Consider the following 22,036-nt stretch of genomic DNA (forward strand, 5'->3'; position numbering starts at 1 on the left):
AGTGACGACATGCACTATTGATGGTTTAGTGTTTGAAGTACATCCAATTAGTTAATGATAATGCTATTACTGGTTTGCCTGTTTATTTGATTAGTTAAAAATTGTAAAGCCTTACATTTTTATAACACTTTTTCTATACCTTTAAACACCTACACCAACTAATACCAATCACAATGTCATCAATCAGATCAACCAGAATAGAATCTATTGATATTCTAAGAGGACTAGTTATGGTCATTATGGCTTTAGACCATGCGAGAGATTATACTAATACAGGATACATGTTTGCCGATCCTGCTAACTTAGAAACCACAACTCCATTTCTATTCTTTACAAGATGGATTACACATTTTTGTGCACCAGTGTTTGTGTTTCTTGCCGGAACTTCAGCCTTTTTATATGGTAGTAAGAAAACATCGAAGAATAATCTTGCGAAATTTTTGTTCACTAGAGGACTTTGGCTAGTCTTTATAGAATTGACAGTTGTTAACTTTTCGTGGACATTTGACATAAGTCTTAGTGTTCATATTTTTCAAGTGATTTGGGCTATTGGTATTTGTATGATGATTTTAGCTGCTCTGATTTACTTGCCAAAAAAAATACTCTTGGGTCTAGGTCTTTTAATTGTTTTTGGACATAATCTACTCGATGGAATTACTGAACAAGGTACTGAACCACTTTCTCTATTATGGTATTATGTTCATCAATTTAATTTTCAGGTTATAAATGAAGGGCAAGGTATGTTAGCAATTGCTTATCCATTTTTGCCTTGGCTTGGTATTATGATTCTTGGGTATTGCTTTGGTCATTTCTATCAAAGCGGTTTTGATGCAAAAATTAGAAAAACGTGGCTGCTTAGATTTGGTATTGGAGCCATAGTTTTATTCTTCATCTTACGCTTTATCAATGTCTATGGAGATTTGAAACCTTGGTTAACTCAAGATCGTTTTACTTATACTGTTTTATCATTTTTTAATGTTACTAAATACCCTCCTTCACTTGCCTATACTTTAATGACTCTTGGACCTGCACTTATCTTTTTATATGCTATCGAATCCATTAAAAATCGATTTACGAATATGATGTTAGTCTTCGGACGAGTGCCTTTCTTTTACTACATTCTACACCTATACTTAATTCATTTAATAGGTATGGTTGGATTAGTCATTCTAGGAGAAAATTGGCAAGAACTTATATTAACTGTTGATCGTTTTAAAAAAGGATATTTATTCAATATAGGTTTTGATCTTTGGGTGTCTTATGCCGTTTGGATTTTGGTTATTGTTATTCTATATCCTATTTGTAAAAAATATATGCAGTACAAAGCCAGCAATAAAGATAAATGGTGGCTAAGTTATTTGTAAAATTAAAGCTATAATTTTGATGATTAAACTATTATCTTTAACCTATACCAACCCTTACATACAATGATATAATGAAAAAAATAATCCTAATTCTCAGCTTAGCAATACTTGTAGGCTTAAATAGTTGTAAAGAGTCTCAACAAGAAATCGCATCAGAAATAGAAGTTGAAGACGTTACATCTTCTAAACCTCAAATACAATATACTTTAACTAGAGATCAGACCCACAACAAATTCAGTAGTACTATTAAACCAGTACTAACTGTAAAATCTGGTGCAGTAATTGAAGCTTTTACCAAAGAAGCTAGTGATGGTCAATTTAACTTAAATTCTACTATTAAAGCTTTAGATTCTCTAGATTTTGAACCTATTCATCCACTTACAGGACCTGTATATGTTGAAAATGCACAACCTGGAGATGTACTAAAAGTAACATTACACACTATTGAATTAGGTGACTGGGGTTGGAATGCTATTGTACCAGGATTTGGTTTTTTAGCAGAAGATATTAATGTGAAATATTTAAAGCTATACGAGCTTGGAAAAGATAAAACCTCAGTCACATTTAAAAACGATATTAAATTACAATTGAATCCATTTCCTGGTGTAATGGGTGTTGCACCTGATACTTCAGAAATGTTAAGTACCATTCCACCTAGAGAAAATGGTGGTAATATGGACGATCCTAACATGAAAGAAGGTACGGTAATGTATTTTCCTGTATTTGTAGAAGGTGGTCTATTTTCTATTGGAGACGGACACGCCGTACAAGGTTTAGGTGAGGTCTGCGGTACAGCTATTGAAGCACCATTACGTATTGTTTATGAAATTGAACTTCTAAAAGATAAATCTATTGAAGAACCACAATATGAAACCAATACTTATTATGCCACAACTGGTTTTGCACCTACGCTAGATGAAGCTGCTAAAAAAGCAACCTTATATATGGTAAACTATTTAAAAGCTAATCATAATTTAACCACAGATGAAGCTTATGCCCTATGCTCACTAGCCGGTGATTTACAAATAGCTGAAGTGGTCGATTTACCAAATATGTTAGTTACAATGCATATGTCAAAATCGGTGTTGAATATGGAATAACATATATTAAATCATTTAAGAATCATTAATCAACTAAAAAACTTAATACATGAAATCATATTGTCTTTTAAAAACACTCCTAATTGTTTTACTAGCAACATTTTACTCCAATGGACAAAGTACACGTCTACTCCGTCAGCCAGATATAAGCGCTACACATATTACATATACTTATGGTAGTGATATATGGATTTCAGAATTAAATTCAAGTGAAGCGAAACGAATCACTTCAACTGCAGCTGTAGAGTCTAACCCTTACTTTTCACCAGATGGTCAATGGATTGCTTTTAGTTCTAATCGTGCTGGATCGAATAATGTCTATATCGTTTCAAAAGATGGTGGTGAACCTAAACGCTTAACATGGCATCCAAGTGGTTCAATAGTTAGAGGTTGGACCAATGATGGAAAACATATCCTATTTGCCAGCAACAGAGAAACTGCTCCTAGACCATATAATAGACTATATACCATTTCTATTGAAGGCGGAGCACCAAAATTATTAACCAAGCAATGGAGTTTTGATGGTTCATATTCTCCAGATGGAAAACAATTAATCATTGACAAAATGGATCGTTGGGATGTGGAATGGCGAGCGTATCGTGGAGGCCAAAATACTCCCCTTATAATTTTAGATTTAGAAAGTCAGAACGAGGTTTTACTTCCTAATGAAAGTACAACTGATATAAAACCGATGTGGTTGGGTGACCAGATATACTTTCTATCTGACCGCGATTTAGTTTCAAATATTTGGTCTTATAATCCAAATACAAAAGCGTTAAACCAAATAACAAAATTCAAAGGCTCAGATGTTAAATGGCTAAGTGGAAATGGTGATACTTTAGTTTTTGAACGTGATGGTTATTTACATACAATGGATGCTTCTGGTGGAAAATCAACGCAACTCAACATTAATGTTGTCGGAGATTTTCCTTGGGCAGAGACGAAGTGGGAAAACGTTTCAAATTCTATAAGTTCTGCATCCTTATCTCCAAATGGGAAGCGTGCTATAATGCAATCTCGTGGAGATATATTTACAGTTCCTATTGAATTTGGTGATTCTAGAAATATTACTGAAAGTTCTGAAACTGCAGATAGACGACCAATTTGGTCACCAAAAGGTGATAAAATTGCTTGGTTTTCTGATGCCGATCGAAAAGGTTATGCCTTAATGATATCTGCTCAAGATGGTTTATCTCAACCTGAAGCTATTTCGATTGGTAAATCAAAATTAGCTTGGAATCCAACTTGGTCTCCAGATGGAAAACATATAGCATTTGTTGATGATGATGTGCGTTTAAAATTCGTAAATCTAGAAACTAAAAAGGTGAAAACATTTGATGTTGGTGGTAATAATTTAGAGCGTGGAGGTATTGAATTAAAATGGTCACCAGATAGTAAATGGATTGCTTATGAAAAATCTGCTTCTAATAATTTTAGACAAGTCTACATCTATTCTGTAGATAAGGACGTTTCAAAACCAATAACGGATCCTTTTGCAGATTCTTTTTCACCAGCATGGGACTTAAACAAAAAGCAACTTTATTTTTTAGCAAGTACTGATGTAGCACTTGGCTCTGGTTGGGCCAATACAAGTTCTATGACTGCTGACCCTGTTTATTCTGCTTATGTATTGAATTTAGATGCCAATGATGATTCTCCTTTTAAACCTAAAAGTGATGAAGAAGAGGTAAAAGAGGAAAAAGAAGAAGATAATGAAAAAAACAAGGATAAAAAAGAAGACAAAGACTCTAAAGGTAAAAAGGTTGATAAGGATAAACCAATGATTATTGATTTCGAAAATATCGGTCGTCGTACTCTAGCATTACCCATGCCTTCTAGATATTATGGTTATATTCTTGCTGGTCCAAAAGGTTCTATGTTTGTTTCTGAATACATTCCTAACGGAAGAGGAGCAACACTACATAAGTTTAGTCTTAAAGATCAGGAAAGCAAAGAATTCACCTCTGGAGCTAGTGCAGTTTCCGTTACATCAAATGGACAACATATGCTAGCAAGACTTAACGGAGACTGGAAGGTCATTAAGACTAGTAGCGGAAATGCTAAAGGAGCAAAACATCTAAAAGTAAACCTACAAATGAAACTAGACCGTTCTGCTGAATGGGAACAAATGTTTGAAGAAGCTTGGAGATATGAACGTGATTATTTTTATGATCCAAACATTCATGGTCGCGACTGGAAAGTTGTTTACAAACGTTATGCACCATTAGTTCCATTTATTAAACACAGAGCTGATTTAACCTATATTTTAGATCAGGTTAATGGTGAATTGTCTGTTGGTCATAGTTTTGTAAGAGGTGGTGATTACCCAGATGTGGAACGCTCAACAACTGGATTATTAGGCGCTGATATGGTTTCAAATAATGGGCGTTGGCAAATTAGTCGTATCTATACCACAGAAAACTGGAACCCAGGATTATCTGGCCCCTTAGATGCGCCTGGACTCAAAATAAAAGAAGGACAGTATATTGTAGGAATTAATGGTAATGAGATAAAAGGAACTGATAACTTTTATAGACATTTAGATGGTACCTCTGGTAAGCAAACCATTCTACATATTAATGACAAACCAGAGTTTAAAGAACATTGGACAGAAATTGTTAAACCAATTAGAAGCGAGAACTCTTTAAGGCAACGCACTTGGGTTGAAGATAATCGCAGATTAGTTGACAAATTATCTAACGGTCGCTTAGGCTATATTTGGGTTCCTAATACTGGAGGACCAGGTTTTGTGTCTTTCAATCGCTATTATTTTGCGCAACAAGATAAAGAAGGAGCCGTTATTGATGAACGCTTTAACGGTGGCGGATTTTTAGATGATTACATGGTAGATTTAATGACTCGTAGTCTTAGAGCAGGATTAACTAACGAAGTACCAAATGGCAAACCGATGAAACTACCTGCTGGTATTTTAGGACCAAAAGTTCTATTAATAAATGAACTTGCTGGTTCTGGAGGAGATTTCTTTCCATGGGTATTTAGACAACAAAATGCTGGAAAATTAATTGGCATGCGAACTTGGGGAGGATTAGTAAAATCGTCTACGCATTACAGATTAATCGATGGAGGAAGTTTAACTGCACCAGACAACGCAGTTTTTGATCCAATAAATAATAAATGGATTGCAGAAAACGTAGGTGTAGCACCAGATATTGAAATACGACAAGACGCTAAAGCATTATCAAATGGTAGAGACCCTCAACTCGAAAAAGCAGTTGCAGAACTTATGAAACAACTTGGTGTTAAGACAGAAATTAAAGCCCCTCAATTTTCAAAACCTGCTAAAGGAAACTAATACGAACTATATTATTTTAAAATGAAGACAAATTTTAAACACTTAATAAGCCTATTTTTCACTTTATTATTGAGCTTTACCATTTTTGCACAAGACAAAAATGATTCATCTCGATGGACACCTGAAGATATTATTAATACAGAGTCTATGCGTTCTGTATCTATATCACCAGATAACTCTATGGTAGTTTGGACTAAACGTAAAGCAGTGAAAGAAAAAGATCGTTTTGTTTCTGACATTTATCTAACACGCCTAGATCTAATTAAAGATGGTGATTTTAAAACTATTCAGCTTACTAATGGTAAAGACAATGATTATAACCCTGTCTTTTCCAAAGATGGCGAATACATCTATTTTTTATCTTCAAGAGATAAGGGGAAAAAGTTATGGAAATTGAGTATTTATGGTGGTGAAGCTTTAGAAGTAAAAGAATTTAAAAATGGAATTTCAAACCTTCAATGGAAAGACACAAACACCCTTTTATTTCAATCTAATGATGGTAAAACTTTATACGAAACCAAAATTGAAGACAAGAAAGATAATGTCATTGTTGTGGAAGATTCTCTTCATTGGAAACCTAATCATGTATACGCTTTCAACCTAAAAGACAAATCCACAAACCGCTTAACATCTAACAAAAAACCTTTAGCTGGATATAACATCTCTAAAGATGGAAAGTGGTTAGTATATGCCGAACAACGTAGTCGTAGTTATGCCGCAGATGCACAAAAAGACCCGTATAGGTATCTAAAGAATTTAGAAACTGGCAAGACAGAACAAATACTATCTGATTTTGGATATCCAACTTATGGCATTCAATTTACAGATGATAATAAAGGGTTTTATTTTTCATCAGAATTTGGATCAAATCCAAAATACAATGGATCTGGTATTAATGAATTATACTACTTTGATTTTACAACAAAAACGCATAGCAAAGTAGATCTAAAATGGGAATTGGGACATGCAGGTGGTTATAATGTGGTTGGAAATGATATTATGGTTTCTCTTGCAAATAGAGCGACAAGACGATTAGCATATTATAAGAAAAATGGTAATAGTTGGTCTAAACGAAAAATTGATTTAGGAGAAAAAAATGATCACGTAAGTATAAATGCTATTTCTGAAGACGGGTTAAAAGTAATTTATGGCTATTCTACAGCATCACGTTTACCAAGTTTTTACATTTCGGATTTAAATGCGCATAAATTTTCTAATGAAAAAGAACTCGTAAAGCTTAATGACAATCTTTCAAAAAAATCAATCACAAAAAGTGAAGTCATGATCTGGAAAGGTTATAAAAATGAGGACGTTACTGGTATTTTATATTATCCTGAAAATTATGAACAAGGAAAACGCTATCCATTGATGCTTTCCATTCATGGTGGACCTGCAGGTACAGATTTAGATTCATGGTCTGAGCGCTGGAGTACTTATCCTAACCTACTGGCACAGCGTGGTATGTTTGTTTTAAAACCTAATTATCACGGCTCAAGTAATCATGGTTTGTCCTATGTAGAAAGTATAAAAGAGAATTACTATGAACCAGAAATGGAAGACATTATAAAAGGTATAGAGGTTTTGCATAGTGAAGGCAAAATTGATAAAGACCAAATGGGTACTATGGGTTGGTCTAATGGAGCCATTATTACTACAATGCTTACTGTTCGTTATCCTGATATGTTTAAGGTCGCAGCACCTGGAGCTGGTGATGTTAACTGGACCTCTGATTATGGAACATGTCGCTTTGGTGTAAGTTTTGATCAACACTATTTCGGTGGCGCTCCTTGGGACGATATGAATGGAAAATCCTATAATGAAAATTATATATTAAAATCCCCATTATTTGAAATTGAAAAAATAAAAACACCTACAATTATTTTTCATGGAAGTGAAGACAGAGCAGTGCCAAGAGACCAAGGATGGGAATATTATAGAGGATTACAACAAGTGGGTAAAACTCCTGTTAAGTTTTTGTGGTTTCCTGGACAACCTCATGGTTTAGGCAAGATTACGCATCAATTACGCAAAATGAAAGAAGAAATCACTTGGATTGAAACCTATTTACTCAACAAGCCAAAATCAGATAATGAAGCGTTTAAAGAGGATAGTCCTTTAGCTAATATTATAAAATTACAATCGGTAAAAACCGTAGATGGCTTATTTGGAGAATTAAGTAACGAAGTACTTATTCCTGAAACTGTACTTATTAAAAAAGATTCGACATCGATAGGCCGCTTTGAAGTTACAAATGCGCAATTCAAAGCTTTTAATACTGATTATAGCTATAAAACAGGTAATGATAACCTTCCTGCTGTGGTATCTATGGCTGATGCTAATAACTATGTCGATTGGTTGTCAAAGCAAACTGGACAAACCTATAGATTACCTAATAAAGAAGAAGTTAAAACACTTAGTAAATCTTCTAGAAAAGCAGCATCAAAAGAAAATACTTTAAACTATTGGGCTGGATATGAATTAGTACCTAGTGATTATACAAAACTAAAAGAAAAACTTGTTGACCTAAAGTATTCACTTATAAAACCTGTTGGTAGCTTTAAATCTAGTAAAATTGGCGAAGCAGAAATCTATGATTTAGGAGGAAATGTCGCTGAATTTTATGATAATGGTATTTACGGTTATAGTGCTTACGACTATTACGATGCTAATGATAATGACGAAATTAAAAGTGCTTATGTGGGAATTAGAGTAATTAAAGAATAATGACAGGACTGGACATTGTAATGGTATTTGCCGTTATCCTTTTTGCAAGATTGGGAGTAAGGTTAGTATCCAGATATATTAAAATGAAGCGCGAAGATGAGGATGAGGATGAATAAATTTCATATATCTCTATAAAATGTTAAACCATTCATATTCAAATCATAGAAAGCAAACTCTTTAGTTCCCCATGATGTCTCTTTTAACGATGTGCCATGATGAAAAACATCTTGAGTTTTATAATCATTAAATAAGTCTTCAATATCATCTACATAGATACGTAACATAGGTCTATCTATTCCCTTCACCCATTCTACTTCATCATGCCATTGCAGATGAATTTCTATTCCGTCACGAGAAACTCCTGCATAGCCATGTGCTTCCGTGGTATCTGTAAAAGCAAGTTTAAAGCCCAATTTTTGAACATAATACTCAACGGCTTTCGTAACATCCTTAACTGGTAAGACAGGATGAATTTTTTTAAGATATCCAGACATAATTTTTAATTTCGACTTTATAAATGTAATAATTTAATAACACTATACTCATTTCTAATTTAAGTGATGATTTGTGTTTTTTCAGCTGACTTAAAGTAAAATTTATTCAGTTATCAGCAGTTTTTAATGGTGAATTAAGCCAATAATCTTCGGTGTCAAAATCATTTATAAATGCTTCTCTTAATGGCTTACCTTTCTTTACGTAATGTAGATTAGGATTAGATATCTTATTCAAAAATACACGTTGAACAAATAATTCTCTAAATTGATAGCCTTCAACTTTAGATTTTCCCATCTCAAAACCCTGAATATCTATAAAATTTTTAAGCTTTAGAGTAAATAATGCCCTTTCCTTTAAACTTTGTTGATTTAAAAAAACTGAAGACTCCTTTTTCAGTTTTACCGTAATCGTTTTGGCCGACGAAAAATATATTTCTTTAACTCCTAATTTCTTATCTCTAAAAAAGATTTTGACATCATTTGTTCGTGGTTCTAAAGTGGTATCTAACTCCCTGTTAAATTCTATAATAAATATTTCATTTTCTTTGATATAGTCCCAGTTTTCTATTTTTAAAGCACCTTCTGGTGTTAAAAAAAAGTTGTTATTAAAAGTTATATAGTTGAGATGCATCTTATCATTCTCTTGGCGTTTGTATTCTAAATCTACAGTGAAGACTAACTTCTTTAGACTATTAGAGTATAATTTATAATCAAACCTATGTATTGAAAAATCTTCTTTAGATATATAGATAAATCCATTTGCTCTGTAAGTATACCCCGTTATATCTGTCTTAGCTGAAAACTCAATTTTATATAGCTCTTCGTCATCTAAAAAAATAGTACCTTTTTTATAAAATTTATGATTTTTGACAAAGTCTTTTTCAAAAATATATACAAATGAAAAGCTACCACTCTTGTAATTTCTTATAGGATCATGAATATCTAATAGTGTTAACTCGTTACCTATGCTACTACCCATTTTCCCGTCTCTAATCTGTTTCGTATCATTATATACAGAATTACTTATTAACGTGTCCCTAGTAAATTCAGTATTTAAGTCATAACTATATAATGCAGTGGCATTTAAAGGGTCGCTAATTTTGTGTGTTAAAAAACCTTGATCAAAAACTTCTGCGATACCTTCATTTAAATTAATATATTTTTCATCCACGAATTGGTAGTCTCTATAATAGGCAATATATGAGAAGGGTTCAATGGGAAAATTATCTTCAATATTCTCAATTGCTTTTTCTACAATTTGCCTTGCAGATAATCTCTTTTTCTTTTTTGTATTTAAAATGACTTCGCTAAGCTGTTCTGTTTTAGGAGTTAGATATATTGTGTGATAAGGCTTTTCAGTTAATGCACTAAGGACAACTCGTTTTGTACTATACCCAATACAACTTATAATAAGGATATTGTTTTCTTTCTTGTAACGAATTGGTATTCTAAAATCTCCTAGAACATTTGCTACTGTTCCATTTCTACTATTCGCAAACCTAATTGTTGTATAAGGAACTGGCTCTTTAGTTTCTCCATCTAGAACTCTAAATAGTAACTGTTGTTTTTGTTGAGCTAAAGAAGCAAGCGCAAAAGAAAACACAAAAACTATAGTTAGGTAGAAAGAGCGCATAGAGATAGTTTTGGTTTTTAGTCGAACATAAAATTAACTTACAATTTTTATATAGAGTTGCTATAAAGAATGCTTTATATATATTTTTTATTCACGAACCTTTCCTGAAAAATGATTCACTTTTGGGTTGATAGGATTACCTGTAGTACGTCTATAAATCACCAGTTGTCCACAATGCCAAATTGCATCTGCAATTGGCCCATTAACTTGATTCCAAAACGGAATTTCCTGTTCGCCGAAAATGATTTTATATTGGGAAATATCATCACTTTTTCTTAAGATATCTGCGGCTGTTTTTAGATTGTTTAAAGTTTTTGTTCGCATCTCTTCATAAGAGAGCTCTTCGATATCTCTAGAGTTTGGTTCCTTTAATGTAGAATTAACTATAATTTTAGACAGGTCGTAAATATGTTTGATGGTTTCTTTGGCAGACCTACCATCTTCATTAGCACGATAGGTTAAATCTTTTTCCGTTAAACTATCTGAAGCCCAATAATAGCGAAATCCTAATGCATCTACCATACGAGCAGCCATTGTTCCCACAGTAAATTCTTCAGGATAATCTGGTAATTCATAGTATGGTAATTTTTCTTCTTTAGCTTCTTGTGCAAAAGAAAAAGAAGCAATTAACACAACAATAATAAGCAGTCCTTTTTTCATTTTAAAAATTTTTAATTTTCTAACACGATATCGTCATCGGTATTTGGAGTTCCATCTTTTCCTAAAGAAAATAACATATAACTGCCTTCATTGGTGAGTTTATAATAAATTTTATTATTCCAGTAATCCTCAGTTAAACCTTGTCTCAAAGGGTTATTTCTAATAATAGCATTTAGTTCGTTAGGATAAACTCCTAAAACCTGTTTCTCTTTTTCTAAAATTTGTACAATTTCAGCTAACTTTTCTCTTGTTCTTTTTTCTTTCACATCTGGATAGATAAAAAGGATATACATAAATATTGAAATTGAACAAATACCTACAAGTGCAATATAAATTTTATCCGAAGGATAAATCATTAGTCGCTTAGGCAAGTTATTCTCTTTTTCAAATTTTCTTCGTTTTCGTTTCTTAAACCAAAATTTTATATCGAGATACCATCCTAAAAGCTCAGCAACTATTTCGGCAAAAAAGCTACTCATTATTTAATCAATCCTTTATTTCTTTAATGCTTTTAATGCTTGGATAACCATATTTATCCATTAAGAATACCAAGCTTGTCATTGTTGCAGCACCTAATTCTAACTCGCGCTTATTTACATGCTCAAAAGTATCGTTTGCAGCATGATGATGATCAAAATAGCGTTGAGAATCTGGTCGCAATCCAGCTAGTACGATATCATCATTTTTAAGCGGTCTAATATCTGCACCACTATAACCTTTTTCGAAAAAATGAATAAAATAGGGCTTAAACAGTGGTTTCCACGACTGTATTTTAGTTAACATTTTTTCACTACAATCAAAACTGAAACCTCTTGGTGTAAACCCACCTGAATCACTTTCTAAAGCAAATACATGCTTCTCATTTTTTTCTTCAGCAACTTCAGCATATTTACGTCCTCCTCTGAGTCCATTTTCTTCATTCATAAACAGCACCACACGGATACTTCGTTTTGGCTGTATTCCACTTTCTTTTAGTAAACGTAAAACATCCATAGACTGTACTACTCCTGCCCCATCATCATGTGCACCATCACCTAAATCCCAAGAATCCAAGTGGCCACCAACAATCATGTATTCATTTGGAAATTCGCTACCAGTAATTTCGCCTATGACATTATAAGATTCTACATCATCAAATTGTTGACAGCTCATCTCTAAGAAAAACTCTAAATTTTTATCTTTTTTTAAGGCTTCACTTAATTTTACGGCATCATTAGTACTAATAGCAGCAGATGGAATACGTTGCTCAACTGGTAAATCACCATAACTCATACTACCTGTATGAGGATAATCATCTTGTCGAGAACTTAATGAGCGAACTATAGTACCAACTGCACCATATTTGGCTGCTTCTGCAGCACCTCTATAACGTTCTGAAGAACAACCTCCATAAGCTTCAAAAGTATTAATTAGATCTGGTTGCAAAGCTCTATTAATAAACACAATTTTACCTTTTATTTTTTCCTCACCTAAGGCCTCTAAATCTTCGTATGATGCAACTTCCACAACCTGTGCTTTTACACCACCATTTGGTGTTGCAATTGAACCTCCTAAAGCACAAATATTGACTCTTTTCATATCTCCAGACGTTTCAAAATATGCCATTTCTTTTTCTCCTCTTACCCATTTTGGAACCATAACAGGTTGAAGCCATACTTTATCTAAACCTAATTTTTCGAGTTCGGCTTTAGTATATTGCACTGCTAGTTCTGCATTAGTAGAACCAGATAATCGTCCGCCAATATTATTAGATAAATAATCTAACCACTCATAACTTTTACCATTAGTAAGCGACGTACTGTATATGGCTTTTAGTACTTCATCATCGGTTTGTGTAAATCCAATTGTAACACAAAAGCACATCCATAAAACTATTAATTTAGTCTTCATAATATTAATCTTCGGTTAAAACTTCTTCTAAAATTGAATTAGGTAAAATAGCTTTTAACAAAAACGGCTTACCTTTTTCTACAACTAGAAATTTCCATTGTTTGTTTCCATCTTTTTTTACTGCAACTGCCTTTTTTACTGCCGTAATATCAAAAAAATTGGTAGAGCGATTATAGCTCACATTTTCTTTACCAAACTGTTGCTCTAATGCAGCTTGTGTCATCATACGCATCATTTTTTCATCTTCTTCAGTAGCCTCCTCTTCATCATCAGCCTCCTCATCTTCTGCAGATACAAAGCGGATAGACATATTACTTGTGTAGTTAAGAATCACATAAGACGTACTATCTATTTTTATTGGTTTTTGAATAGTATCAATATTAAAATCACCAAAAGTAAACTCTATACCTTCGGTATTAAAAGTTTGATCCATTACTACAAGCATAGTTTCTCGAGGTATAATATCAAAAACCTCCTCTACCAAGTAATCTAATGAAGTTTCAAAATCTTTACTTTTAATAGCTTCTAAATAGACAGCGAAATCTGTTTTAATAGCCTTATTATCTGTTTGAGCTTCTACATTATAAGTCAGTACTAGAAGAACAACTAATATGCTTTTATAAAAAAATCTAAACTTTTTATTCATTCTCTAGTTGTTGCTTGTACATGCCAATATTAGCTTTTTCTTTTGCCGGTAATTCTGGCTCTTTTATATCTGAATATGTTTTTAGTGTATCATAAAGAATTTTAGCTACTAGATACCTTGCAGTGGGTTTATCATCAGCTGGAATATTAAACCAAGGTGCATGAGGTTTAGATGTTCTGTTTATAGCATCTTCATAGCATGTTTGGTACTTATCCCATAGCATGCGCTCATCCAAATCGTCAGGTGAAAATTTCCAATGTTTATTAGGCTTGTTCAATCGTCTCAACAATCTATTTTTTTGTTCATCTTTTGAAATATTCAAAAAGAATTTAAAAACTATAGTTCCATTGTCTGCAATATGCTTTTCAAAATTATTGATTTCTTCAAATCGTCGCTCCCAAAATTTTTCAGTAACATCATCAACACTGTTTATATCTGGCATATTTTCATACATCAAATAGTTAGGATGTACACGTGTTACCAACACATTTTCATAATGGGTTCTGTTAAAAATACCAAATTTTCCTCTTGCTGGTAGTGCAATATAATGCCTCCATAGATAGTCGTGCTTTAATTCTATATCTGTTGGCTTTTTAAAACTATGTGCTTCTATTCCTCTAACATTAAACTCTTTAAAAACTTCTCTTATTAAACTGTCTTTACCAGCTGTATCCATGCCTTGAATACACATCAATACGGCATATTTGCCATGTGCATACATAGTGTTTTGAATATCTGCTAAATCTTTACTAACAGTTCTAAGTGCTTTTTCTACTTGTTTTTTATCTGCATTTAAATCGACAAATGTTGGAAGGTTTTTTATATCCACTTGCGATGAGACTTTAAAGTCGTTTATGTTAATTTTTTGCATAATTCTTTATATTTTATTTTGAAGCAAAAGCTTTGACATCACTTTCGCTTACTTCACTTCCACCTAATATAATTAAACGTTCGACAACATTTCGCAATTCTCGAATATTTCCTGTCCAATCATAATTCTGAAGCAGTTTTACAGCCTTATCAGCAAATACTTTTTTAGCTGTACCTTGCTCATTAGATATTTTATTTGCAAAATATTCTATGAGTAATGGTATGTCTTCTCTTCTGTCATTAAGTGCAGGAACTTCTATTAAAATTACTGCCAACCTATGGTATAAGTCTTCTCTAAACTTACCCTCTTCAATTTCTTTTTTTAAGTTTTTATTTGTAGCAGCCACAACTCTAACGTTCACTTTAATATCTTTATCACTACCTACACGTTGAATTCGACTCTCTTGTAAAGCACGTAAAACTTTGGCTTGTGCAGATAAACTCATATCACCTATTTCATCTAAAAAAATGGTTCCACCATTAGCTGCTTCAAATTTACCTGCTCTATCCTTGTTTGCAGATGTAAATGCACCTTTAACATGACCAAATAATTCGCTTTCAATTAATTCACTTGGAATTGCTGCGCAGTTAACCTCAATCATTGGACCTTTAGAGCGTTCACTTTTCTGATGTAACCAATGAGCAACAAGTTCTTTTCCTGTTCCGTTAGGACCTGTTATCAATACTCTTGCATCTGTTGGTGCAACTTTATCAATCATGTCTTTAATACGAGAAATGGCCTTACTCTCACCTATCATTTCGTAGTTTTTGCTTACTTTCTTTTTAAGCATTTTATTTTCTACTACGAGTTCTTTGCGATCTAGAGCAATGCGGACTGTATTTAGTAGTCTATTTAAATCAGGTGGTTTAGAAATGTAATCGAATGCACCTAAACGCATTGTATTTACCGCAGTATCTAAATCCCCATGACCAGAAATCATGACCATTGGTATTTCTGGTTTTATCTTTTTTACAGCTTCAAGTACTTCAACACCGTCCATCTTTGGCATTTTAATGTCACATAGTACTAAATCAAAATCTTCCTTTTTGATTTTTTCGATACCAACTAATCCATCTTCAGCTTCTTCGACTTGGTAGGTATCATTTTCTTCAGAAAGAATTTTTACCAATACTCTACGGATTGCAGCTTCGTCCTCTATTATTAATATTTTCGACATAATTATATTTTAAATTTTATTCCTGTTCTTAAATAAAAGGCATTTAAGTCATCTAGTTCAAATACCACTTCTCTATTATTATCTCGAAGCACGTTGTTTAATCTAAATGTGTAGCCTGTGTAAGCATAAGCAATTAAATGCTTTGTAAATAAATATTCATATCCTGCACCACCTACAATAACTGATAAAGATATATTATCAACTTGCTTGCCATTTACTACAGATGGCTCTTGTAAATGTGCAAAATAACCATCTAAACTAACAAAAGCTTGAACGGTATTTTTCTCATCAAAAAAACGTTTAATGTTAGATTTTGGAACACCTACAGAAAAGGACCATTTATCACTTGGTTTTCTGTAATAACTTATGAAAGGTAAAGGAAACGGTATACCAGTAGTGGCGTTATAGGTTAAACCAAGTATCAATCTATAAGGACGTTTGAGACTTTCGTCTTTTGTTCTATCATTGATGGCAAATGCTCCACCATTGAAAAAGAAATCGTCACCAGAAATTCTTTTGGTCAGCGTTGACGCAATTCTTGGATTAAACCTAAAACCTAACCTCCACTTTTCACTTGTTTTAAACGTATAGCCTACATTAAAGTCAATTATATTAATAGTTTCTACAAGTGAGGTGTCAAATGGGTAGTTGTCTTCTAAATTAAGAATAACGCGATTATACTCTGCACCTATAATTAAATAGCAATTCTCTTTGGTTTCTATAGGATAATTCAATGATAACCGCAATCGTGTATATTGATCTTCAGAGTTACTTTTTGGAATAAAAGAATACTCTAATCTGGCTAGATCGGTAAGCTGAGCTTGTACAAACTGTGCACAAAAAATAGATACTATTGATATTATGCAACATTTTGAAAAGCGTAGAATCATACTGTTCTTATTTTTGAATAATGTGAATATCGCGTTGTGGAAACGGAATAGTAATATTGTTTTCTCTAAACAATTTATCAATTTCAAAACGGATATCACTCTTTGGAAATTGTGCTTTAAAGCTGTCTGCAAGCGTGAATACAATTCTAAAATTTAAGCTACTATCGCCAAAGTCTGTAAATACTACTGTTGGCTCTGGAATACTTATAACTGCTTCGTGAGTACTAGCTGCTTGTAGCAATAATTTTCTCACTAATTCTACATCACTACCATATGCCACGCCAACCGAGACGCTCTCTCTAGTTAGCGTTCCATTTTGCGTCCAATTATACAACGAGTTAGTTAAGTATAAATGATTTGGAATCACTAAAACTTTGTTATCGATAGTTACAGCTCTTGTCGTTCTTAATTTAATTTCTTCGACTCTACCGACTTTACCTTCGAGTTCAATAATATCACCGACATGTACTGATTGATCAATTAAAATAAATACTCCAGATATAATATCTTGAAATAAGGTTTGTAATGCTAAACCAACACCAATAAGCAAAGCTGCAGAAGCTGCAAAAATAGCCGTAACATTGACACCAACCGAATGCAGTGTAATAAGTAAAATTATAATATATATAAGCCATCTAAAATAGCCATAAACAACATTGAACTTACCTTTGTCTCCCTCTGGAAGCTTTTTTGTTATAAGTCTTAGTATTATTCTCAGTACTATAGTGGTAATGAAAATCGCAGTAATAACAACTAGTAAATCGAAAATTGAAATACTGATATCTTTATCAATATCTAAATGCATTCCTAAAAAAGCCTTAATATTTTCCCATGCAGAACTCTCTGTAATTGTTTCTTCTATTTTACTTAAGTCTTGAGTCATTTACTAATATTTCAACCATTTAAATAATTCTTTGTAGGTAGGTTTTTTACCATACATTAAAATACCAACACGGTAAATCTTTGCAGCAAACCAAACTGTAAACATAAATGTTCCGATTAAAAGCAATAAAGAGATTACTTGTTGCCAAGGTGGAACGCCAAATGGAATTCGCATCAGCATTACTACAGGTGAGGTAAATGGAATAAAAGAAAACACTGTAGAAACAGTACCATGAGGATCATCTATCACAGTAAACACACCAACGTAAACTGCCAAAATTAAAGGCATTAAAATCGGCAACATAAATTGTTGAGTATCCGTTTCATTGTCAACTGCAGCACCAATTGCCGCATACAAAGAACTATATAATAAGTAACCACCAACAAAGAAAAATATAAAGGCAATTACTAGATTAGTCAATGGTAGATTACTAACTGCTGTAAATCCGTCTTCCATCATTCCTTGAAATCCTTCTGCTTGCATTGCTTGGTCCATTAATTCTTGTTGTGGTGCTGATGCTTGTGTCATATCAATACCCAAAATCACAGAAACAACAGTCATAAGAACACCTCCCAAAATCACCCAAATAGCAAACTGAGTCACACCAGCTAAAGATGTTCCTATAATTTTACCCATCATAAGCTGAATTGGTTTGACCGATGAAATAATGATTTCAATAATTCTGCTTGTCTTTTCCTCAATAATACTTCGCATTATCATATTTCCGTAGATGATGATAAACATGAATAATAAATAGCCTGCAATACCTCCAAAAATCAATTTTACTACATTATCTACTTTAGAGCTTTTTTCGCCATCAAAACTTTCTTGTATGATATCAATACTGGTTTTTGCAGCTTCAATTTGTTCGGATGTTACACCATTGTCCTGAAGTTTCTTATCTCTTAAACGTTTTTCAATTCTCCGCTCCAGTCCTAACATAATGGATGTGGACGGAGATTCTTCAGAATAAAACTTAACATTATCACCAAAAACACTTAGAGAATCTACAGCAGCTATATGCAACAATCCATAATCTTCTTTTTCTTTAACTAAAGTAAGAGCATCTTCAAAGTTTAATCCATTTAAACTTGTATAAGTTGTATTCTCAGTATTCTGAAAAACATCATCTAAATAACCTGTTTCATCTAATATAGAGATAGTACGCATCTTATCATTATTCAACTGTGATAAATAAGCAACAACAGCTATTAAAGCTATCATTATTAACGGACTCAAAAATGTCATTACTATAAATGACTTGTTCTTAACTTTTGTTAAATATTCTCGCTTTATAATGAGTGGTAAATGATTCATTCTTAGTTATTTTTTACAGTTTGAATAAAAATATCGCTAGCGGAAGGAATCACTTCTACAAAATGATGTACTTCTGCTTTTGATGTTAAAAAAGATAGTAGATCATTTGAAGATGTGTTTTCATTTATCTTCACATTCAACTTAATATCGTCATTTAAATTTTTGAAGGTAGCTGGAAGTACTTCAAATGTATTTTGAATTTCAGAAAGCACCTTCTCTTTATTTAAGGATTGTAACCCAACTTCAAAAGTGTTGGTTTTAAATTGCCGTTTGATGTCGGTTAGTTTTCCATCTAAAATCTTATTGGATTTATGAATCAACGCAATATGATCACATAATTCTTCAACTGATTCCATTCGATGCGTAGAAAAAATTACAGTAGCACCTTCTTCTCTTAACTGTAAAATTTCGTCTTTAATTAAATTAGCGTTTATAGGATCAAAACCAGAAAAAGGCTCATCAAAAATTAAAAGTTTTGGTTTGTGAAGTACGGTAACCACGAATTGAATTTTTTGCGCCTGCCCCTTACTTAGTTCTTGTATTTTTTTATTCCACCAATCCCCAATCTCTAACTTATCGAACCAATACTTCAATCTGTTTTTTGCTTCAGACTTACTGAGCCCCTTTAATTGTGCCAAATACAAACATTGTTCACCAACTTTCATTGACTTATATAAGCCTCGCTCTTCTGGCAAATAACCTATGTCTCTGATATGTATTGGTTTCAAATTTTCACCATCCAATAATACAGAACCTTCATCTGGCATTGTAATCTGATTAATGATGCGGATTAATGTAGTCTTTCCTGCTCCATTCGGTCCAAGTAAACCAAAGATACTACCATGAGGTACAGCAATAGATACTTTATTTAGTGCCCTAAAATTTCCGAAATTTTTTGAAACGGAATTAGCAACTAAGAGGTCATTCATATATGTCTCGTTTTTTAAGGTATGGTTAGTATGTAAATATATTAAATGTTATAGATTATTGAATAATAATGCTCTACTAATTGTATAATTTTTGAATATTTCTTTATCTCGATTGAAAAGTCAATACTCAGCTGAAATAAAAACTAATAACACACTGTAATCTAATAAAAACAGAATCATTTTTTAAGAAAGAAGTATGGATTCTAAAAACACCCTGAAGTAGTTCTATATAAAAAACAAAACCCACCCTTATGGTTAGATAAGGATGGGAAAAAATTGCTATGAAAAAGAAAAATTACCGCTAATTAGCATTAGCGATAACTCAAAGATAATATTTTTTATTAATTATAGGCTTTTTATGAAAACATATCTTTAACCTTTTCGAAAAAAGATTTGTCTGAACTCTCTGGCTTAGGCTCAAAATGCTCATCTTCTTTCATGCTTTCAAAAAAATCTTTTTGCTTTTTACTTAATGTTTTTGGTGTCCACACATTAACATGCACTAATAAATCTCCCTTGCCATAACCGTTAATACTGGGAATGCCTTTTCCTCGTAATCTTAATATTTTACCAGATTGTACACCAGCTTCTATTTTAATTCTTACTTTACCAGTTACAGTATCTATTTCTTTAGATGTTCCCAAAACAGCATCAGGTAAACTTACATACATATCGTAATGCAAATTGTCACCTTCTCGTTTTAATGTAGAATGATCTTCCTCTGATATAACAACCAGTAAATCTCCGGCAATACCATTACCTGGAGCATCGTTTCCTTTACCTGTTACTTTTAGTTGCATGCCGTCAACAACACCTGCTGGTATTTTCACAGAAACAGTTTCTTCCGCCACCTTTAAGCCTTGTGCGTCTGCATCTGACGGTTTCTTATCAATAGTCTGACCTGCTCCACCACAAGTTTGACATGGTGCAGAAGTTTGCATTCTCCCTAAAATAGTATTGGTAACTCTTGTAACTTGACCAGAACCTTTACAGGTATCACATGTTTTGTATGTGGTTCCTGGTGCTTGTATTTTCCGTTTTACCTTTATCTTCTTTTCTACTCCATTAGCAACCTCATCTAACGTTAAGCTAACACGTATACGCAGGTTGCTTCCTTTAACAACACGTTGTCTTCCGCCGCCACCGAAGCCAGAAAATCCACCACCACCTCCAAAAGCGCCTCCAAAGATATCGCCAAACTGACTGAAGATGTCATCCATATTCATTCCGCCTCCACCGAAACCTCCATTACCATCAAATGCTTGGTGGCCAAATTGGTCATAACGCGCTTTTTTGTCAGCGTTACTTAAAACCTCATATGCTTCTGCAGCTTTTTTAAATTTCTCTTCAGCTTCCTTATTATCAGGATTTTTATCTGGATGATATTTTAATGCCATCTTACGATAAGCTTTCTTTATCTCAGATTCGGATGCACTTTTACTGATTCCTAATATGTCGTAATAATCTTCTTTCATAATATTGCCCAAGAAATCGGGTAGATTTATTTATTGTCCAATAACCACTTTAGGAAACCGTATCACTTTATCGCCTAATTTATAACCTCGTTCAACGATATCAATAATTTTTCCTTTGAGATCGTCACTTGGTGCAGGAATCTGTGTAACTGCTTCATGATCATCTGCGTTAAAAACATCTCCTTGTTTTACCTCAATTTTAGACAACCCTTTTTGTTCTAAAGTATTTACTAGCTTATTATAGATTAATAAGACACCTTTTCTTAATTGTTCTGCTTCTTTGTCTTCTTCTATATGCATTAATGCGCGTTCAAAATCATCTAAAACAGGTAGCATAGATACCATTACATCTTGACTAGCGGTCTTAAACAAATCTATACGCTCTTTAGTGGTTCGCTTTTTGTAATTTTCAAATTCGGCGAACAATCGCATAAATTTATCCTTCTCAGCAGCTAATTGATCTTGTAGTTGTTCTTCAGCGGATTTTGTTTCTACGTGCTGATCTTGTTCGGTTTCAGCAGTCGCAGTAGAAGTTTCTTCCATTTGTGGTTCTTCAACCTTATTGTTTTTATTTTTTTTACTCATTTTGAGTTCTATTTTTAAATCTTCGATTTAGAGTTTGCAAAAGTACTGCCATTATTATTAAAATGTCAAAATGTCATTAACATTT

The 22,036-nt window shown here is 33.1% G+C and carries 18 protein-coding genes; 4 read left to right on the forward strand and 14 right to left on the reverse strand.

The genetic code is table 11. From position 1 onward, the window contains the following. Positions 1 to 173 precede the first annotated feature (173 nt). The 4 genes from Q0822_RS12225 (at position 174) to Q0822_RS12240 (ending at position 8,501) form a co-directional block, all read left to right on the forward strand. Positions 174 to 1,364: a heparan-alpha-glucosaminide N-acetyltransferase domain-containing protein gene (locus tag Q0822_RS12225; RefSeq protein ID WP_299124010.1), complete on the forward strand. Its 1,191-nt coding sequence runs from the start codon at positions 174 to 176 to the stop codon at positions 1,362 to 1,364. 71 nt (positions 1,365 to 1,435) lie between these two features. Then, on the forward strand, positions 1,436 to 2,464 hold the full coding sequence (locus Q0822_RS12230; RefSeq protein ID WP_299124012.1) for an acetamidase/formamidase family protein: 1,029 nt from the start codon (positions 1,436 to 1,438) through the stop codon (positions 2,462 to 2,464). A gap of 49 nt (positions 2,465 to 2,513) precedes the next feature. Then, on the forward strand, positions 2,514 to 5,777 hold the full coding sequence (locus tag Q0822_RS12235; RefSeq protein ID WP_299124014.1) for a S41 family peptidase: 3,264 nt from the start codon (positions 2,514 to 2,516) through the stop codon (positions 5,775 to 5,777). Between the two features lie 21 nt (positions 5,778 to 5,798). Next, entirely contained in the window at positions 5,799 to 8,501 is a 2,703-nt protein-coding gene (locus Q0822_RS12240) for a prolyl oligopeptidase family serine peptidase (RefSeq protein WP_299124017.1), read from the forward strand. Between the two features lie 119 nt (positions 8,502 to 8,620). Here Q0822_RS12240 and Q0822_RS12245 read toward each other — a convergent pair whose 3' ends face one another. From Q0822_RS12245 to Q0822_RS12310, 14 genes are all read right to left on the reverse strand, one after another. Continuing rightward, positions 8,621 to 8,995, reverse strand: coding sequence for a glyoxalase superfamily protein (locus Q0822_RS12245; RefSeq protein WP_299124019.1), 375 nt, complete (start codon positions 8,993 to 8,995; stop codon positions 8,621 to 8,623). A 106-nt stretch (positions 8,996 to 9,101) separates the two neighbouring features. Beyond that, positions 9,102 to 10,628, reverse strand: coding sequence for a carboxypeptidase-like regulatory domain-containing protein (locus tag Q0822_RS12250; RefSeq protein WP_299124021.1), 1,527 nt, complete (start codon positions 10,626 to 10,628; stop codon positions 9,102 to 9,104). An 87-nt stretch (positions 10,629 to 10,715) separates the two neighbouring features. Beyond that, positions 10,716 to 11,288, reverse strand: coding sequence for a hypothetical protein (locus Q0822_RS12255; protein WP_299124023.1), 573 nt, complete (start codon positions 11,286 to 11,288; stop codon positions 10,716 to 10,718). Between the two features lie 11 nt (positions 11,289 to 11,299). Further along, positions 11,300 to 11,767, reverse strand: coding sequence for a type II secretion system protein GspG (locus Q0822_RS12260; RefSeq protein ID WP_299124026.1), 468 nt, complete (start codon positions 11,765 to 11,767; stop codon positions 11,300 to 11,302). Between the two features lie 7 nt (positions 11,768 to 11,774). Beyond that, positions 11,775 to 13,178 carry a M20/M25/M40 family metallo-hydrolase gene (locus Q0822_RS12265; RefSeq protein ID WP_299124028.1) on the reverse strand — a complete coding sequence of 468 codons (1,404 nt, stop codon included), beginning with the start codon at positions 13,176 to 13,178 and terminating at the stop codon, positions 11,775 to 11,777. 4 nt (positions 13,179 to 13,182) lie between these two features. Further along, positions 13,183 to 13,824, reverse strand: a complete 642-nt coding sequence (locus tag Q0822_RS12270; protein ID WP_299124029.1) for a hypothetical protein — start codon at positions 13,822 to 13,824, stop codon at positions 13,183 to 13,185. Then, the gene (locus tag Q0822_RS12275; protein ID WP_299124031.1) at positions 13,817 to 14,695 is read right to left on the reverse strand and encodes a PPK2 family polyphosphate kinase; all 879 of its coding nucleotides are present in this window, start codon (positions 14,693 to 14,695) and stop codon (positions 13,817 to 13,819) included. Before Q0822_RS12275 ends, Q0822_RS12270 begins: the two co-directional genes overlap by 8 nt. Positions 14,696 to 14,708: 13 nt before the next feature. Further along, positions 14,709 to 15,872, reverse strand: a complete 1,164-nt coding sequence (locus tag Q0822_RS12280; protein WP_299124033.1) for a sigma-54 dependent transcriptional regulator — start codon at positions 15,870 to 15,872, stop codon at positions 14,709 to 14,711. Between the two features lie 2 nt (positions 15,873 to 15,874). Continuing rightward, positions 15,875 to 16,762 (reverse strand): DUF6268 family outer membrane beta-barrel protein, encoded by an 888-nt coding sequence (locus tag Q0822_RS12285; protein ID WP_299124035.1) that lies wholly within the window; start codon positions 16,760 to 16,762, stop codon positions 15,875 to 15,877. A gap of 7 nt (positions 16,763 to 16,769) precedes the next feature. Continuing rightward, on the reverse strand, positions 16,770 to 17,645 hold the full coding sequence (locus tag Q0822_RS12290) for a mechanosensitive ion channel domain-containing protein (protein ID WP_299124037.1): 876 nt from the start codon (positions 17,643 to 17,645) through the stop codon (positions 16,770 to 16,772). Positions 17,646 to 17,648: 3 nt separating this feature from the next. Beyond that, the gene (locus Q0822_RS12295) at positions 17,649 to 18,962 is read right to left on the reverse strand and encodes an ABC transporter permease (protein ID WP_299124039.1); all 1,314 of its coding nucleotides are present in this window, start codon (positions 18,960 to 18,962) and stop codon (positions 17,649 to 17,651) included. 2 nt (positions 18,963 to 18,964) lie between these two features. Beyond that, positions 18,965 to 19,891, reverse strand: a complete 927-nt coding sequence (locus Q0822_RS12300; RefSeq protein WP_299124042.1) for an ATP-binding cassette domain-containing protein — start codon at positions 19,889 to 19,891, stop codon at positions 18,965 to 18,967. A gap of 356 nt (positions 19,892 to 20,247) precedes the next feature. Then, positions 20,248 to 21,366, reverse strand: a complete 1,119-nt coding sequence (gene dnaJ, locus Q0822_RS12305; protein ID WP_299124044.1) for a molecular chaperone DnaJ — start codon at positions 21,364 to 21,366, stop codon at positions 20,248 to 20,250. Positions 21,367 to 21,396: 30 nt separating this feature from the next. Further along, positions 21,397 to 21,951 (reverse strand): nucleotide exchange factor GrpE, encoded by a 555-nt coding sequence (locus Q0822_RS12310; RefSeq protein WP_299124046.1) that lies wholly within the window; start codon positions 21,949 to 21,951, stop codon positions 21,397 to 21,399. Between the last annotated feature and the right edge of the window lie 85 nt (positions 21,952 to 22,036).

This window comes from uncultured Winogradskyella sp. (genome assembly GCF_947496485.1).
GTDB lineage: Bacteria > Bacteroidota > Bacteroidia > Flavobacteriales > Flavobacteriaceae > Winogradskyella.